Annotated in this window: 17 protein-coding genes; all 17 read left to right on the forward strand. The window is 42.6% G+C overall.

Annotated features, from left to right (window positions below):
- Window positions 1-50: 50 nt before the first annotated feature.
- Window positions 51-284, forward strand: a complete 234-nt coding sequence (locus tag ABC374_RS06675; protein WP_034313729.1) for an acyl carrier protein — start codon at window positions 51-53, stop codon at window positions 282-284.
- Window positions 285-548: 264 nt separating this feature from the next.
- Window positions 549-1,289, forward strand: a complete 741-nt coding sequence (gene rnc, locus ABC374_RS06680) for a ribonuclease III (protein WP_101224626.1) — start codon at window positions 549-551, stop codon at window positions 1,287-1,289.
- A gap of 24 nt (window positions 1,290-1,313) precedes the next feature.
- Entirely contained in the window at window positions 1,314-4,877 is a 3,564-nt protein-coding gene (gene smc, locus ABC374_RS06685) for a chromosome segregation protein SMC (protein ID WP_350301985.1), read from the forward strand.
- 27 nt (window positions 4,878-4,904) lie between these two features.
- Window positions 4,905-5,921, forward strand: coding sequence for a signal recognition particle-docking protein FtsY (ftsY, locus tag ABC374_RS06690; protein ID WP_350301986.1), 1,017 nt, complete (start codon window positions 4,905-4,907; stop codon window positions 5,919-5,921).
- A 216-nt stretch (window positions 5,922-6,137) separates the two neighbouring features.
- Window positions 6,138-6,470 carry a putative DNA-binding protein gene (locus tag ABC374_RS06695; RefSeq protein ID WP_034313718.1) on the forward strand — a complete coding sequence of 111 codons (333 nt, stop codon included), beginning with the start codon at window positions 6,138-6,140 and terminating at the stop codon, window positions 6,468-6,470.
- Between the two features lie 11 nt (window positions 6,471-6,481).
- On the forward strand, window positions 6,482-7,822 hold the full coding sequence (ffh, locus tag ABC374_RS06700; RefSeq protein ID WP_101224630.1) for a signal recognition particle protein: 1,341 nt from the start codon (window positions 6,482-6,484) through the stop codon (window positions 7,820-7,822).
- A gap of 153 nt (window positions 7,823-7,975) precedes the next feature.
- Window positions 7,976-8,248 carry a 30S ribosomal protein S16 gene (gene rpsP / locus ABC374_RS06705; RefSeq protein WP_057913437.1) on the forward strand — a complete coding sequence of 91 codons (273 nt, stop codon included), beginning with the start codon at window positions 7,976-7,978 and terminating at the stop codon, window positions 8,246-8,248.
- Window positions 8,249-8,261: 13 nt separating this feature from the next.
- Window positions 8,262-8,492 (forward strand): KH domain-containing protein, encoded by a 231-nt coding sequence (locus tag ABC374_RS06710; protein ID WP_048684915.1) that lies wholly within the window; start codon window positions 8,262-8,264, stop codon window positions 8,490-8,492.
- Between the two features lie 209 nt (window positions 8,493-8,701).
- A complete protein-coding gene (locus ABC374_RS06715; RefSeq protein ID WP_034313711.1) occupies window positions 8,702-9,088 on the forward strand; it encodes a YlqD family protein in 387 nt (128 codons plus the stop codon).
- A 10-nt stretch (window positions 9,089-9,098) separates the two neighbouring features.
- Window positions 9,099-9,617 (forward strand): ribosome maturation factor RimM, encoded by a 519-nt coding sequence (rimM, locus tag ABC374_RS06720; RefSeq protein ID WP_214750782.1) that lies wholly within the window; start codon window positions 9,099-9,101, stop codon window positions 9,615-9,617.
- Window positions 9,617-10,351 carry a tRNA (guanosine(37)-N1)-methyltransferase TrmD gene (gene trmD / locus ABC374_RS06725; RefSeq protein WP_413016592.1) on the forward strand — a complete coding sequence of 245 codons (735 nt, stop codon included), beginning with the start codon at window positions 9,617-9,619 and terminating at the stop codon, window positions 10,349-10,351. The genes rimM and trmD overlap by 1 nt, the downstream gene beginning before the upstream one ends.
- A gap of 130 nt (window positions 10,352-10,481) precedes the next feature.
- Complete coding sequence (gene rplS / locus ABC374_RS06730) at window positions 10,482-10,829, forward strand: 50S ribosomal protein L19 (protein ID WP_034313702.1); 348 nt, start codon at window positions 10,482-10,484, stop codon at window positions 10,827-10,829.
- A gap of 216 nt (window positions 10,830-11,045) precedes the next feature.
- A complete protein-coding gene (gene lepB / locus ABC374_RS06735; protein WP_413016594.1) occupies window positions 11,046-11,606 on the forward strand; it encodes a signal peptidase I in 561 nt (186 codons plus the stop codon).
- 17 nt (window positions 11,607-11,623) lie between these two features.
- Window positions 11,624-12,496, forward strand: a complete 873-nt coding sequence (gene ylqF / locus ABC374_RS06740; RefSeq protein ID WP_350301989.1) for a ribosome biogenesis GTPase YlqF — start codon at window positions 11,624-11,626, stop codon at window positions 12,494-12,496.
- A gap of 175 nt (window positions 12,497-12,671) precedes the next feature.
- The gene (gene rnhB, locus ABC374_RS06745; RefSeq protein WP_413020286.1) at window positions 12,672-13,454 is read left to right on the forward strand and encodes a ribonuclease HII; all 783 of its coding nucleotides are present in this window, start codon (window positions 12,672-12,674) and stop codon (window positions 13,452-13,454) included.
- Between the two features lie 13 nt (window positions 13,455-13,467).
- Entirely contained in the window at window positions 13,468-15,387 is a 1,920-nt protein-coding gene (locus tag ABC374_RS06750) for a hypothetical protein (RefSeq protein WP_413016596.1), read from the forward strand.
- Window positions 15,384-15,656, forward strand: a complete 273-nt coding sequence (locus tag ABC374_RS06755) for an EscU/YscU/HrcU family type III secretion system export apparatus switch protein (RefSeq protein ID WP_413016598.1) — start codon at window positions 15,384-15,386, stop codon at window positions 15,654-15,656. Before ABC374_RS06750 ends, ABC374_RS06755 begins: the two co-directional genes overlap by 4 nt.
- Window positions 15,657-15,745 lie beyond the last annotated feature (89 nt).

Genomic DNA, 15,745 nt, shown 5'->3' on the forward strand with positions numbered 1-15,745 from the left:
TTGATTTTTTTCGAAATTAATTTATAATGTCTTGAGGGGAGGTGAACACATTGGCAGATGTATTAGAAAGAGTAACTAAAATCGTTGTAGATCGTTTGAACGTAGAAGAATCAGAAGTAAAACTTGAAGCTTCTTTCAAAGAAGATCTTGGTGCCGATTCCCTGGATGTAGTTGAACTAGTCATGGAATTCGAAGACGAGTTTGATATGGAAATTTCGGACGATGACGCTGAAAAAATCGCCACAGTAGGTGATGCTGTGAATTACATACAAAGCACTATGTAATGAATTGTCATTTGACTAAAAGCTCCGTTTTTTAACGGGGCTTTCTCTTATTACTAAAGAAGTTTGATGCCGCGTCAGATATGGGAATGAGCATGTACGCGGGTAAGCACCGCCTGAATGGCAGCGGTCTTTTGCCATTAGTTTTCTTTAAGCGGATAATAATGTATGATGGTACATAGGAAAGCTTGACAGGAATTCCTGCCAGGTTTCTTTTTATATATTGGAAAAATATGCTTTTTGAACCGTTGTGGAGGGTTTTTTGTGATGCGTAGGAACGGAAATAATCGTAAACCATCAATCAAGGATAATAAATTTAAACAGTTGCAAGAAAATCTGGGTTTTCATTTTAAAGATGAAAATTTATTGAAACAAGCTTTTACACATTCATCTTATGTGAATGAGCATCGCCGTAAGCCTTATGAAGATAATGAAAGGCTTGAATTCTTGGGGGACGCTGTACTTGAACTGACCATCTCTAAATACTTATATCAAAAATATCCGATGATGAGCGAAGGTGAACTTACCAAACTGAGGGCAGCCATTGTATGTGAGCCTTCACTTGTTGCTTTTGCCAATAGTCTTTCTTACGGGGAATATGTATTGCTCGGAAAAGGGGAAGAAATGACAGGCGGAAGAGAACGCCCTGCCATGCTTGCGGATGTATTCGAAGCCTATATTGGTGCTTTGTACCTTGATCAAGGATTAGAGCCAGTGGTGCAGTTTTTGACTAATGTCGTGTTTCCGAAGATAGACGAGGGTGCTTTTTCTCATGTGATGGATTATAAGAGCCAGCTTCAGGAGCTGATCCAGCGTGATGCCATCGGTGTCCTGCAATATAAGATTTTACAGGAAAAAGGACCTGCTCATAATCGGGAGTTTGTTTCGACCGTCTCCTTGAATGGGGAAGAGCTGGGCTCTGGAATAGGAAAATCCAAAAAAGAAGCGGAGCAGCATGCTGCCGAGCATGCATTGATCGTTTTAAAAGAAAAAAAATCAACAAGATAGTTGAACAGTAGAGGGGGAAAGGTCATGTTCCTCAAACGTTTGGACGTTGTAGGATTTAAATCTTTCGCAGAGAAAATTTCGATTGATTTTGTACCTGGTGTCACGGCAGTGGTTGGACCAAACGGAAGCGGTAAAAGTAATGTGACCGATGCAGTCCGATGGGTACTTGGAGAGCAGTCTGCGAAATCACTGCGTGGAGCAAAAATGGAAGATATCATCTTTTCGGGAAGTGACACGAGGAAAGCGTTGAATTTTGCGGAAGTATCATTGACCCTTGATAACGAGACCAATTCCCTGCCAATTGACTTTCATGAAGTCAGTGTGACAAGACGTGTATATCGATCGGGAGAAAGTGAATTTTTCATTAATAATCAAGGTTGCCGTCTGAAAGACATCATAGACCTTTTCATGGATTCTGGTCTTGGGAGAGAAGCGTTTTCCATCATCAGCCAAGGGAAAGTGGAAGAAATCCTTAGCAGTAAGGCTGAAGAAAGACGAGTGATTTTTGAAGAAGCAGCCGGTGTCCTGAAGTATAAAACGAGAAAACGAAAAGCGGAATCGAAGCTGACGGAAACACAGGATAACTTAAACCGTGTCCATGATATCCTCCATGAATTGGAGGGGCAGGTGGAGCCGTTAAAAATTCAGTCTTCCCTCGCCAAGGAATTTTTGGCGAAGAAAGACGAGCTTGAGCAAATAGAAGTGGCTTTAACCGTTTTTGAAATAGAAGAACTTTATGAAAAATGGGAAAAACTTTCACAGGAACTTGAAAAACATAATGAAATGGAACAGCAAATGGCAGGACAGCTTCATGATAGGGAAGCGCATCTCAAAAAGCTAAGGGATAGTCTTGCGACGCTTGAGACATCGATCAATGGTCTTCAGGAAATTCTCCTGAATGCCAGCGAAGAACTTGAAAAGCTTGAAGGCCGTAAAGAAGTTTTGAAAGAACGGAAGAAAAATGCCGCCCAAAACAAGTCACAGCTGGAAAAAGCGATTGTGGAAGGTGAGGCTGCTGTCGAGCGTCTGTCTTTGCAAAAGGAAAGAGAAACGGAAATCCTGAATGCACTGAACTTGGAAGTGAAAGGGATTTCTGAAACCTTACATGAAAAACAAAAAAGCCTGGGCCTATTCAATAGTGATATCGAGGCGATGATCGAAGCGAAAAAGAGTGACTATATCGAGTGGTTGAACAAGCAGGCATCGGCTAAAAACGAAAAACAATACCTGCTCCAGCAGCTAACACAGCAGGAACATAAAAATGCTAAACTTGACATGGAAAATGAAAAGTTCTTAACCGAAAGAATGGATATCACTGCTAAAAAAGTGGAATATTCAAAGCTGATGGACAATATGACCAAGCAGCTTGAAGAGCATGTCACTTATTTCCGAAATCAGCAGAATAAATTGAATGCGGCAAAAGATACGTATCAAAAACAAGAAACCACCCTTTACAAGGCCTATCAATTCCTTCAACAGGCAAAATCACGTAAGGAACTGCTTGAAGAAATGGAAGATGATTATGCAGGCTTCTTTCAGGGTGTAAAAGAGGTTTTAAAAGCGAAAGAAACCCTTCCAGGCATTGAAGGGGCAGTTGCGGAATTGATTAAGGTTCCAAAGGAATATGAAACGGCCATCGAAACGGCTCTGGGCGGAGCGATGCAGCATGTTGTCGTGGAACGCGAAGAGCATGCACGGGAAGCCATTTCCTTCTTGAAGAAAAATAGGTATGGGCGTGCGACGTTCTTGCCTTTATCAGTCATAAAGGCAAGAGAGATATCAGCTAACCAATTATCGATGCTGAAGAGCCATTCAGCTTTTGTAGGGACTGGTTCCTCATTGATCCAATATGATGATAGGCATGCAGCGATTGCAGAAAACCTATTGGGAACCGTGATGATCACTACAGATTTAAAAGGTGCAAATGACCTGGCGAAAATGATGCAGCACCGTTTCCGCTTCGTAACACTTGAGGGGGATATCGTCAATCCAGGCGGTTCAATGACTGGCGGAGCCTTAAAGCAAAAAACGACCTCCCTGCTTTCAAGGAAAACGGAATTGGAAGAGCTCCAACAAAAACTTGCTGCCATGGAAGCTAAAACGAATCAGCTAGAAAAGCAAGTCAAACAGCTCAAAGTGGATGTGGGTGTTCAAGAGCAAACGCTTGAACAAACCAGAAAAACTGGAGAGAGACTTCGATTACAAGAACAAACCCTTAAGGGCGAACTCCGTGAAGTGGAGCTGCAGGAAAGAAATGTGAATGAGCGGCTGCATCTTTATGATTTGGATAAAAATTCATATTTAGAAGAACAACAGCAAAAAACAGCAAGACTTGAAGAGCTGGAAGAACTTTTGGACTCATGTAAATCGGAAATTGAAGGGCTTGACAGGTTGATTTCCGAAATGACCGAACAAAAGCAATCCCAACAATCCTCAAAAGAGAGCCTTGCTGAAGAAACGAATGAACTGAGGGTAATGCTTGCCTCTAAGCGTGGCCAGCTGCAAAACCAAAAAGAGAAGATGGAACGCATTGAATCGGATCTTTCAAAGGAAACAAGCAGGCTTGCCGAAAACAAAGATGATTTAGGGCTCCTGACCAATGAAATGACAGACAGTTCAAGCGGGGAAGAGTCACTGGAAGATATGGCTCAGCAGAAATTGCTCGACAAAAATGGGGCAATTGAAGGGATCACCATAAAAAAACAGGAAAAAAACGAGCTTCTAAAGGAAGTTGAATCGCTTGAACTGTCCTTGAAAGAAGAAAATCGACTTTATAGAGGCATTGTCGAAGTGATGAAGGATGAAGAAGTGAAATTAACTCGTCTGGATGTCGAACTGGAAAATCGTCTCGACCACTTGAGAGAAGAATATACCCTTTCCTTTGAAGGTGCTAAAGAACAGTATCCATTGATGATGCCTTCAGAAGAAGCTCAAAAAAGGGTGAAGCTCATCAAGCTTGCAATCGAGGAACTGGGGACGGTGAATCTAGGTGCAATTGATGAATACGCACGTGTAGCTGAACGCTATGAATTCCTTCTAAGTCAAAAGGAAGACCTTCAACAGGCGAAGGATACATTATTCCAAGTCATCGATGAAATGGATGATGAAATGAAGCGGCGCTTTGCGGATACCTTCTATTCGATCCGTGAAGAATTCGAACAAGTCTTCAAAGCTTTATTTGGCGGAGGCAGAGCCGAGCTGAAACTGACAAATCCGGATGATTTACTAAATACAGGGGTGGATATCATTGCACAGCCTCCCGGGAAAAAACTGCAAAATTTGAGCCTCTTATCGGGTGGGGAACGAGCATTGACAGCCATAGCCCTTTTATTCTCCATTCTAAAAGTGCGTCCGGTGCCTTTCTGTATCCTTGATGAAGTCGAGGCAGCGCTTGATGAGGCGAATGTTGTCCGGTTCAGTCAATTTTTAAGGAAGTTCAGCAGGGAAACGCAGTTCATCGTGATTACTCACCGCAAAGGCACGATGGAAGAAGCAGATGTCCTATATGGCATTACGATGCAGGAGTCAGGCGTCTCCAAACTTGTTTCCGTCCGGATGGAAGAATCAGAAAACTTTATTGAAGTTTAAAATTCATGAATTAGAGGAAGTGGGACAATGAGTTTTTTCAAAAAGCTAAAAGAGAAATTTACGACCCAGGAAGAAAAAGAAAAATCAGTTGAAGCAGAAGTATCCATTGGGGAAAAATTCAAGCAAGGTTTGACAAAGACAAGGAATTCCTTTACTGGAAGGGTTAATGAACTTGTTGCCCGTTATCGGAAAGTGGATGAGGACTTTTTTGAAGAACTTGAAGAAATCCTGATACAGGCTGATGTAGGCTTCGATACTGTGATGGAACTGATTGATCAATTGAAAAGGGAAGTCAAGCTTCGCAATATCTCTGATACGAGGGAAGTGCAGTCCGTCATTTCCGAAAAGCTAGTGGAAATCTACCAAGGTGATGATGAAGCGACTTCAAGCCTGAATATACAAGAAGAAGGTTTGACGGTCATTTTGTTTGTAGGGGTTAATGGGGTAGGGAAAACGACGACCATTGGTAAACTTGCCCATAAATTTAAAATGGAAGGTAAATCTGTCGTATTGGCTGCCGGGGATACCTTCCGTGCCGGTGCGATTGAACAGCTTGAGGTTTGGGGAGAGCGTGTCGGCGTCAGTGTAATCAAACAGGGTGAAGGCTCTGACCCTGCTGCGGTCATGTTCGACGCCATTCAGGCCGCCAAAGCACGAAAAGCGGATATCCTGATCTGTGACACTGCCGGTCGCTTACAGAATAAAGTGAACTTAATGAAGGAATTGGAAAAGGTGAAACGTGTAATTGAACGTGAAGTACCTGGTGCACCACACGAGGTGTTGCTTGCCCTTGACGCAACAACTGGACAAAATGCCCTCATTCAGGCCAAGACATTCAAGGAAGCGACCAATGTGTCCGGTATTGTTTTAACAAAGCTTGATGGCACCGCAAAAGGCGGAATTGTATTGGCAATTCGCAATGAATTGGCCATTCCCGTTAAATTTGTCGGGCTAGGTGAAAAGATGGACGATCTACAGGAATTCGATGCTGAGAAATATGTTTATGGCCTTTTTGCTGATATCATCGATAAAGAAGAGGTTTAAGAAAAATTGTAAGCCGGAAGAGATAATTCTCTTCTGGTTTTTTTACAGAGATAATTGAAGGAACAATTGCAGAAATGTCCAAAAAAGAGGCGGGAAAAGAAATAAATAATGCTTTGCAAACAAGTGGTAAGGAGTTTAACTTGACATCAAATAAACAAGGCTTTACAATATAAACTTGTAAAGGGTTTTCACTTAACAGCAGGGAGGCTTGCTAAGATGCTTGAAAAGACAACGCGGATTAATTATTTGTATGACTTTTACCAATCGTTGTTAACAGAGAAGCAGCAGAGCTATATGTCCCTCTACTATCTGGATGATTACTCTCTTGGCGAGATTGCCGATGAATACGAAGTCAGTAGGCAGGCAGTCTATGATAATATAAAAAGAACAGAAGCGATGCTTGAGGAATATGAAGCAAAGCTATTGTTATTTCAAAAATTTCAAGAGCGTAACCAGTGGATTGCGAATATGAAGGGACTCATAGAAAAGGAATCCTTTTCAAAAGAGAAGCTGCTAGACGCAATCACAACGCTTGAGAAGTTGGATTAGGAGGCGGCAATATGGCATTTGAAGGATTGGCCGACCGACTGCAGAGCACGATGCAAAAGATCCGTGGAAAAGGGAAAGTCAACGAAGCGGACGTTAAAGAAATGATGCGTGAAGTTCGATTGGCCCTGCTTGAAGCGGATGTTAACTTTAAAGTCGTGAAGGATTTTGTAAAACGTGTCAGTGAACGTTCGGTAGGTCAGGAAGTGCTGAAAAGCTTAACCCCCGGTCAACAGGTAATAAAGGTAGTCAAGGAAGAATTGACGGAGCTGATGGGCGGCGAACAAAGCAAGATCGCCGTTGCCTCGAAACCACCGACTGTCATCATGATGGTAGGTCTTCAAGGTGCAGGTAAAACGACGACCACCGGAAAGCTTGCCAATCTTCTAAGGAAAAAATACAACCGCAAGCCATTGCTCGTTGCGGCTGATATTTACCGTCCGGCGGCGATTAAGCAGCTTGAAACACTTGGCAAACAATTAAGCATGCCTGTTTTCTCCCTTGGGGACCAGGTCAGTCCTGTTGAAATTGCCAAACAGGCAATTGAAAAAGCTAAGGAAGAACATCATGATTATGTGTTGATTGATACCGCAGGCCGCCTTCATGTTGATGAAAACTTGATGGGCGAACTGAAGGATATCAAAGAGTTGACAAAACCAGATGAAATCTTCCTGGTTGTCGATGCGATGACCGGTCAGGATGCGGTCAATGTAGCCCAAAGCTTCAATGAACAGCTGGGCCTGACAGGAGCCGTATTAACGAAACTTGATGGGGATACACGTGGTGGTGCGGCACTTTCAATTCGTTCAGTCACCAACACGCCGATTAAATTCGTCGGTATGGGTGAAAAATTGGATGCACTTGAAGCGTTCCATCCAGAACGGATGGCGTCAAGGATCCTCGGCATGGGTGATGTATTGACCCTTATCGAAAAAGCACAGGCCAATGTAGATGAAGAAAAAGCGAAAGAATTAGAGAAAAAGATGCGTACAGCCACTTTTACCTTTGATGATTTCCTTGATCAGCTCGGTCAGGTGCGGAATATGGGACCGCTTGATGATATTCTGAAAATGATTCCCGGTGCGAATAAAATGAAAGGGATGGACAACCTTCAGATCGATGAAAAACAAATCGGTCATGTTGAAGCTATCATCCGATCAATGACAACGCATGAAAAGGAACATCCGGAAACCATGAATGCATCCCGCAAGAAACGGATTGCCAAAGGAAGCGGCAGATCGATTCAAGAAGTGAACCGTCTACTGAAGCAATTCGAAGAAATGAAAAAGATGATGAAACAGGTTACGAACATGCAAAAAGGAAAGAAAAAGGGATTCAAATTCCCGTTCATGTAAGGTTTATTTCAGCTCGGAACTAAGGTGAAATACGGGTCGAAGCCATGTATTTCAACACTTTTTTTACCTGTTAAGAAAAAAACCTTTACAAACATACAAGACATTTGATATTATACTATCTTGTGTGAAACTATTCGGAGGTGCTTATTTAAAATGGCAGTAAAAATTCGCTTAAAACGTATGGGAGCTAAAAAATCTCCTTTCTATCGTATTGTAGTTGCAGATTCTCGTTCACCACGTGACGGACGTTACATTGAAGTGGTAGGAACTTATAACCCGGTGGCTCAACCAGCAAAAGTTGATATCAACGAAGAGCTTGCTCTTAAATGGTTACAAGATGGAGCTAAACCATCTGATACAGTTCGTAACTTATTCTCAACACAAGGCATCATGGAAAAATTCCATGTTGCAAAAAACAGCAAGTAATCGACGGTAGTTGATGAAAGCACTGATTGAAACGATTGTTTCAGCACTTGTGGATTATCCGGAAGAGGTCATCGTGACCTCCAAGGAAGAATCCGACCGGATTGTTTATATCCTCTCCGTTCATAAAGAGGATATGGGCAAGGTGATCGGTAAACAAGGGCGTGTTGCTAAGGCGATTCGGACTGTGGTATATGCAGCAGGATCTTCACAGCAGAAGAAAATCTATTTGGAGATTTCCGAATAAGGAGGGTTAATACCCCTCCTTTTTTTGTACTTCAAGAAAGCTTAGATCCCAATTGATCAAATTCGGGCTTTAAACTTTACGCCTTTTAAGACGCATCTTTTACCGATTTACGTTATACTTAAGAGAATGACCCCCATTTCAAAAAGATTACCCCATCATACATATTTTTAGAAGGAAATACGAAATCATAGATAATAGGAGGTGCTGGAATGAAAATTCTCCAAAATGTAATCGTTAACCAAGTATTAACGGAATCCAGCAAGAATCAGCTCCTCGAGAAATACAAGTCAAAACGCCTTCAGCTTCAAAAAGAGAGTGAACAGCTTCGCTTTGAACTGAAAAAACTTGAAAAAACAAGAACTCTCCAACCTGCTAGTCTCCGTGCTCATTTCGAAAAAGAAATTAACCAGAGGCAAGAAAAAATTAAACTGCTTGAATTTCAAATGGAGCAGCTGGAGATCCTTCCCGCCGGAAGTGAATTGAAGGAACGGGAAGTTCAAAGTATCATTGATGTGGAAATTGGGGCAGATTGGGACGAAATCATGGCAACGAAGACCATTGTCATTAAAGATGGAATCGTCTCGGAAATTCGTTAGAGGTGAAAGAATGGAAAAATGGTTTAATGTAGGTAAAATTGTCAACACACATGGTCTTTTAGGAGAAGTCCGTGTTATTTCTTCAACAGACTTTCCGGAAAAACGATACAAAGTGGGAAATACTCTGTATTTGTTTAGGGACACTGAGAAAAAACCTTTGCCGCTTGTCATCAGGTCGCATCGCACCCATAAAAACTTTAACCTATTGACGTTCGAGAACTATTATAACGTCGGACAGGTCGAGGCTTTTAAAAACGGGGTCCTTAAAGTCAAGGAAGCACAGCTTGGTAAATTGGACGAAGGTGAGTTCTACTTCCATGAAATCATCGGCTGTTCGGTATTTACGGATGAAGGCATGGAAGTTGGGGAGATCATTGAGGTTCTTACGCCTGGTGCAAATGATGTTTGGGTCATTAAGAAAGCTGGCAGTAAGGACATTCTGATTCCGTATATTGAACAAATTGTAAAAGAAGTGGATATATCCGCTAAAAAGGTCATTATTACACCGATGGAAGGACTTTTAGACTGATGAAAATCGATGTGCTTTCGCTTTTTCCAGAAATGTTCGAAGGGGTACTTGGCTCGTCAATCTTAAAAAAGGCAGCGGAAAAGCAGGCTGTCAGCTATAAGGTGACCAATTTCCGAGATTATGCAGATAATAAGCATTCGACGGTAGACGATTATCCGTATGGCGGCGGTGCCGGAATGGTATTGAAGGCACAGCCGATCTTTGATGCCGTGGAAGCTCTTAAAGGGCAAGCTGAGCTAATCCCAAGGGTAGTCCTGCTTTGTCCCCAGGGAGAGCGTTACACGCAGAAAAAAGCCGAAGAGTTAGCTGGAGAGGAACATCTCATTTTCATTTGCGGGCATTATGAAGGGTATGATGAGCGGATCCGGGAGCATGTCGTCACTGATGAAATATCGATAGGTGACTTTGTGCTTACAGGCGGGGAATTGGGAGCAATGGTCATTATTGACAGCGTTGTGCGCTTGCTGCCTGGCGTTCTTGGAAATGTTGACTCCCCGATTCTTGATTCCTATTCTTCTGGTTTGTTAGAGCATCCACATTATACTAGACCTGCAGATTTCCGGGGGATGAAAGTTCCCGATCCGCTAATATCCGGGAATCATAAAAAAATCGATGAATGGCGGATGAAGGAATCCCTGCGCAGAACTTGGATTCGACGTCCGGACTTGCTCGATAGTTATGAACTATCGGAAGTTGAAGAAAAATTATTGTCCGAGATTAAAAAAGAAGACTGATCTCTATTGCATCGACGTTTATAGTATGATAGGATATACCTTGTGACTTGGGCAAAATGCTCAGTCTTATAACGATGTTCCGCTGCAAACAATAAGTATTTGCAAGAGCGTCCAGGAGGAGTTGAAATCGATGCAAAATCTTATTAACGAAATCACAAAAGAACAACTTCGCTCAGATCTTCCATCATTCAGACCTGGTGACACAGTACGTGTACACGTAAAGGTTATTGAAGGAACTCGCGAACGTATCCAGTTGTTTGAAGGCGTTGTAATCAAACGTCGTGGCGGCGGAGTTAGTGAAACTTTCACAGTACGTAAGATTTCTTACGGCGTTGGAGTAGAACGTGCTTTCCCTGTTCACACACCAAAAATTGCGAAATTAGAAGTTATCCGTCACGGTAAAGTACGTCGTGCGAAACTTTATTACCTACGCGAACTTCGTGGTAAAAAAGCACGTATTAAAGAAATTCGTCGTTAATTCTTCGAATATCTTCATGCGGGTTTACCATGATCCACATAAGGTGAATAACCAAAGAGTATCATGCAAAAAGGGAGCTTGTTTATCAGGCTCCCTTTTTGCACTTTAAGAAACGATGAATACACTTACGGTGAAAACTATATAGAATCCTGCTCGCTATAGCGTCCGCAACATGTTAAAATAATTGTTGATATGCTTCAAAAAGGGTGGGTAAGGATGGCGAAAAAGAAAAATGAATTGTGGGAATGGACAAAGGCGGTCATAATCGCAGTTATAGCGGCGACGCTGATTCGTTATTTCCTGCTGGCTCCTATTGTTGTGGACGGTAATTCCATGATGCCGACATTAAAGGATACGGACCGCATGATCGTTAATAAAATCTCCTATTCGATTGGCGAACCGAAAAGATTCGACATTATCGTTTTCAAAGCTCCAGAAGGCAAGGATTACATAAAGCGTGTCATCGGATTGCCAGGGGAAAAAGTCGAATATAAAAATGATACTCTTTACGTGAATGGAAAAGCTTATGATGAGCCATACTTGGATGAATATAAAGAACAATTGATAGATGGCGGGGACTTGACGGAACCTTTTACATTAAGTGATGTCATAGAACAAGAAACGGTGCCTGAAGGCCACCTATTTGTCCTGGGGGATAATCGCCGTTTTAGTAAGGACAGCCGTCATAGCGGCGTAGGTGTCGTTCCTTACGATAAAGTGTTAGGAAAAACTAAATTAGTTTATTGGCCGATCGAAGACTTTCGATTGGCGGAATAGTAGGAAGGTGCATTCCATTGACAATACAGTGGTTCCCTGGCCATATGGCCAAAGCAAGACGGGAAGTAACAGAGAAATTAAAACTGATCGACATCATCTTTGAACTTGTGGATGCCCGGATACCGGCATCTTCACGAAACCCGATGATCGATGAAATCATTCAGCATAAACCAAGGGTCATCCTTTTGAATAAAGCTGATATGGCCGATCCGGTAAAAACGAATATGTGGCTTGAACATTATAAATCGCAGGGGAAAACGGCGATTGCCATTAACTCACAGGCGGGAAACGGTTTAAACCAGATTACTGCTGCTTCCAAAAAACTTTTAAAAGAGAAGTATGAGCGGATGGAATCAAGAGGAATAAAGCCGAGAGCGATCCGTGCCATGATAGTCGGCATTCCGAACGTGGGGAAATCGACCTTAATCAATCGACTTGCCAAAAAGAACATTGCCAAAACAGGGAATACGCCTGGCGTCACTAAAGCGCAGCAATGGATAAAAGTTGGCAAGGAATTGGAATTGCTCGACACGCCGGGGATTCTCTGGCCGAAATTCGAGGATCAAGAAGTAGGCTTGAAGCTTGCGTTGACAGGTGCGATTAAAGATACGATTTTAAACTTGCATGAAGTCTCATTATACGGCCTTCGCTTTTTGGAAAAAGAATATCCCGATAGGTTGAAATCCCGTTATAACCTGGATGTAATTCCGCAGGAAACGCTCGAATTGTTTGATGCTGTCGGAAAGTTCAGGGGCTGTTTAGCATCTGGGGGCTTCATCGATTATGACAAAACGGCAGAGTTGGTCGTACGTGAAATCCGTTCAGAAAAGATGGGTCCGCTTACGTTTGAGGTCCCTTTGGATGATGAAGAGAATGATATCCCCGAATAACATTAACATTGACCTGATTGTTGAAGACAATCAATGAAAAGGATTGATACGGAGCTGGAGTTGGATGTCGAAAAGGCTTACTCTTTTTGATGTCTCTTTTCCGCTCCGTATTTTCGTCTGAACTGTAGAAAGGGAGCAAGGCTGCCGATAATTAATATGATGGGTGATAAAGATGATAACTGAAATGAGCATTAAGGAAATCTCCTCAAAGTTAAAGACAATAAGAGAGCCCGAAGATTTATTTTTACAGAAATGCCGGGAGGACGGACGAAAGGGAGTAACCGACTTAGTAAGCAAATGGCAAAGAGCTTATGAAAAAGAACAACAGGTAAGGGATGCTTTCACGGAAATGACGGAGTTTGAACGTCAATTGCGAAAACAGGGGTTTTCCATTCTGGCTGGTATCGATGAAGTTGGAAGAGGACCTCTGGCAGGACCAGTTGTGACCAGTGCAGTCATCTTGCCTGAATCTTTTTATTTGCCAGGGCTTAATGATTCCAAAAAGATTCCAGAAGCAAAAAGGGAACTGTTTTATGAAATGATTTTTAAGGAAGCACTATCCATAGGTGTAGGTGTTGTACATAGTGAAGTAATTGATGAAATCAATATATATCAAGCTACGAAAAAGGCAATGGTGGCTGCATTGAACGATCTGTCGGAACTTCCTGATCATTTGTTGATCGATGCAATGGAACTGGATGTGCCGATTCCGCAGCTTTCGCTCATAAAGGGGGACGCAAGAAGCATTAGCATCTCTGCGGCATCCATAATAGCGAAAGTGACCCGTGATAGAATGATGAAGGATTATGGTGAGAAATATCCGGAATATGGTTTTGAAAAGCACATGGGTTACGGGACAAGCCAACATTTAGAAGCGCTCGACACGCACGGGCTTACACCTTGGCATAGAAGAAGTTTTGCACCAGTTAAGGAAATAGCTGCACGAACGAAGGATTAAGGGGGGATGAGTGATGCAATCCATAACAAGCGGTCAACCGTTATCTTCACCCATTGAAATAAAAGGAACTGCGAGTTGGAAAAACGGGCAAATCCTTTTCGGGAAGGTGAATAAGGTTTTTCCTAACCAAACGGCCGAGGTCCAGATTGGCCATCAAAAAATGATTGCCACTCTCGATATCCCGCTTCGAACAGGAGAAAAGCATTGGTTTCAAGTGCAGCACCCAATTGAGGGGGGGCTCGTGTTAAAAGCTTTAAATTCTCCCGATTTGAACGATTCCAGCATAAAGGGAACGGCTGCAAAATTAATCGCTCATCTCGGCATAACGCCCGATCCGTCCGCAACGAAGCTTGCCGAATATCTCCTGACAAATCGCCTCCCGATAACCAAGGAAACTTTTCAGCCCGCCATGCAATGGTTAAAAGCTGCTGATGCTGCAGAAGTCGGTCTGCCTGTAATAAAAACGATGTTCATTCAGCAACTGCCTTTTGTAAAAGATGTATTTGATGCTTTATTTACACAGTCCAAAGGTGAACCTTTCCATAAACTCCTCAGTGGCTTCAAGCAAAAGCTGGAGGATGGTGGGGCAGTAACGAGGACTGCCGTCAAGCTGATGGAAGTATTGAACTCCTTACATGTTACTAAACAGCACCAGTTTCAACAAATCGGTTTGCAAAAACTAGTGACCACTTGGCTGGATTCCGATTCAAAGCCAGAAATGAAATCCGGTGCATTTTCCCTGCTTCAAAAGACGGGTTTCATACCAAAGGGAATGACGGAATCTGTCTTTCTGGAAAATTTAATTGATGGAGCTGAGACTAGGGCAAGTATTGCTAAGAATTCAGCGGTTGATAAACTACACCAAGGATTGCAGCTGCTTTCCGAGGCAAAAAGCGGAGCATTTACAAAAGTTGAAGAGATCGATACTGCTATTGATCGCATATTGAATGGTCATGAACATGTGGGGGCAAAACTGCCAAATGATATCCACTCGATGCCGAGAAAAAACATTACTGCAGAAAAACTTTCCTCTCTTGCCTTCCATTTACTCCAGAGTTCTTTTACCGAAGCAACAGCTAATAAGGCAGTAGGCGGAAAAATGGAAGTGAATGACCTAATAGGCTACTTGAATAAGGACACAGATCAAGTGGCTGAGTCGAAGGGTAAGGCGGCTGAATTATTGTTCCAGTCGCTTAATAGGCTTCCTGAGGCCCAATACACTAGGAATAATGAGAAGCTGGTCCTTTCACTTGTATTGGAAGCTGAGTTTCAAACAATCGATTTCACCGATGGACCTTCTGTTGCACATCAACTGAAAGAAATGACCAAGATCCTTGGTCTTCAGCTGGAACATGCACTCATTAATCTTTCTGGAAATGATGTGGCGGAGTTCCCGAAGGATTTGGAGACACTTAAACCGCTGCTGCTTAAATTGCTGAATGAACAAATGCCGGCATCTATGAAGGAGATGGCAGAACAAATCCTAAATCGGATTACTGCGCAACAGATCCTTTCACAGGAAAATGGACCGATTCAGAATTTACTCCTTACACTTCCACTCAATCTGGGACCTGCTCAAACGGATCTGACTTTACAATGGAGCGGAAGAAAGACAAAAGATGGAAAAATCGACCCGGATTACTGCCGTGTCCTATTTTATTTAGAATTGGAACGCCTTAAAGAGACGGTCATCGACATGCAGGTTCAAAACCGAATCATCAAAGTGACGGTCATCAATGGGAAAGGTGCGGTCCTTGAAGAGGCAGCCGGTCAATATCTTGACATCCTGAGGGAGAATCTCGAAAAAATGGATTACAGATTGTCAGGGGTTTCCTTTGTAAATCCCGTGAATGAAAAAGAGCGGGACCAAGGGGTGAAACCGATTCCTTTTTCAGAAGCCGGTTCGTATAGTGGAGTGGATATTCGAATATGATGAATGATAAACGAAAAGAAGCGATTGCCTTAAAGTATGATCAAAAGACATCTAAAGCGCCCGTCATATTGGCGAAGGGAAAAGGTAAAACGGCTGAAAATATTCTGGAAAAGGCGATGAAACTGGATATACCGGTCCAAAGGGACGAATCGCTAGCTGCACTTTTAGGTCAATTGGATATAAATCAAACGATTCCGGAAGAATTGTATGGAGCTGTTGCGGAGGTATTCGCATTCATTTACAAAGTTGACAAGGACATGAGTCGGTAGTTTCCTAATTTATCCAGGTTATATCGCTAACTGGAATACTGTTGGTTTATGTAGAATACTAGGGAAATCACTGACGAATTTTCATTATA

Source organism: Peribacillus phoenicis (genome assembly GCF_047238085.1).
Taxonomy (GTDB): domain Bacteria; phylum Bacillota; class Bacilli; order Bacillales; family DSM-1321; genus Peribacillus.

Excerpts from the sequence above, each read along its gene's own strand:
- rnc (WP_101224626.1), top strand. The coding sequence starts at position 549 with ATGCGTAGGAACGGAAATAATCGTAAACCATCAATCAAGGATAATAAA.
- smc (WP_350301985.1), top strand. The coding sequence starts at position 1,314 with ATGTTCCTCAAACGTTTGGACGTTGTAGGATTTAAATCTTTCGCAGAG.
- ftsY (WP_350301986.1), top strand. The coding sequence starts at position 4,905 with ATGAGTTTTTTCAAAAAGCTAAAAGAGAAATTTACGACCCAGGAAGAA.
- ABC374_RS06695 (WP_034313718.1), top strand. The coding sequence starts at position 6,138 with ATGCTTGAAAAGACAACGCGGATTAATTATTTGTATGACTTTTACCAA.
- ffh (WP_101224630.1), top strand. The coding sequence starts at position 6,482 with ATGGCATTTGAAGGATTGGCCGACCGACTGCAGAGCACGATGCAAAAG.
- rpsP (WP_057913437.1), top strand. The coding sequence starts at position 7,976 with ATGGCAGTAAAAATTCGCTTAAAACGTATGGGAGCTAAAAAATCTCCT.
- ABC374_RS06710 (WP_048684915.1), top strand. The coding sequence starts at position 8,262 with ATGAAAGCACTGATTGAAACGATTGTTTCAGCACTTGTGGATTATCCG.
- ABC374_RS06715 (WP_034313711.1), top strand. The coding sequence starts at position 8,702 with ATGAAAATTCTCCAAAATGTAATCGTTAACCAAGTATTAACGGAATCC.
- rimM (WP_214750782.1), top strand. The coding sequence starts at position 9,099 with ATGGAAAAATGGTTTAATGTAGGTAAAATTGTCAACACACATGGTCTT.
- trmD (WP_413016592.1), top strand. The coding sequence starts at position 9,617 with ATGAAAATCGATGTGCTTTCGCTTTTTCCAGAAATGTTCGAAGGGGTA.
- rplS (WP_034313702.1), top strand. The coding sequence starts at position 10,482 with ATGCAAAATCTTATTAACGAAATCACAAAAGAACAACTTCGCTCAGAT.
- lepB (WP_413016594.1), top strand. The coding sequence starts at position 11,046 with ATGGCGAAAAAGAAAAATGAATTGTGGGAATGGACAAAGGCGGTCATA.
- ABC374_RS06750 (WP_413016596.1), top strand. The coding sequence starts at position 13,468 with ATGCAATCCATAACAAGCGGTCAACCGTTATCTTCACCCATTGAAATA.
- ABC374_RS06755 (WP_413016598.1), top strand. The coding sequence starts at position 15,384 with ATGATGAATGATAAACGAAAAGAAGCGATTGCCTTAAAGTATGATCAA.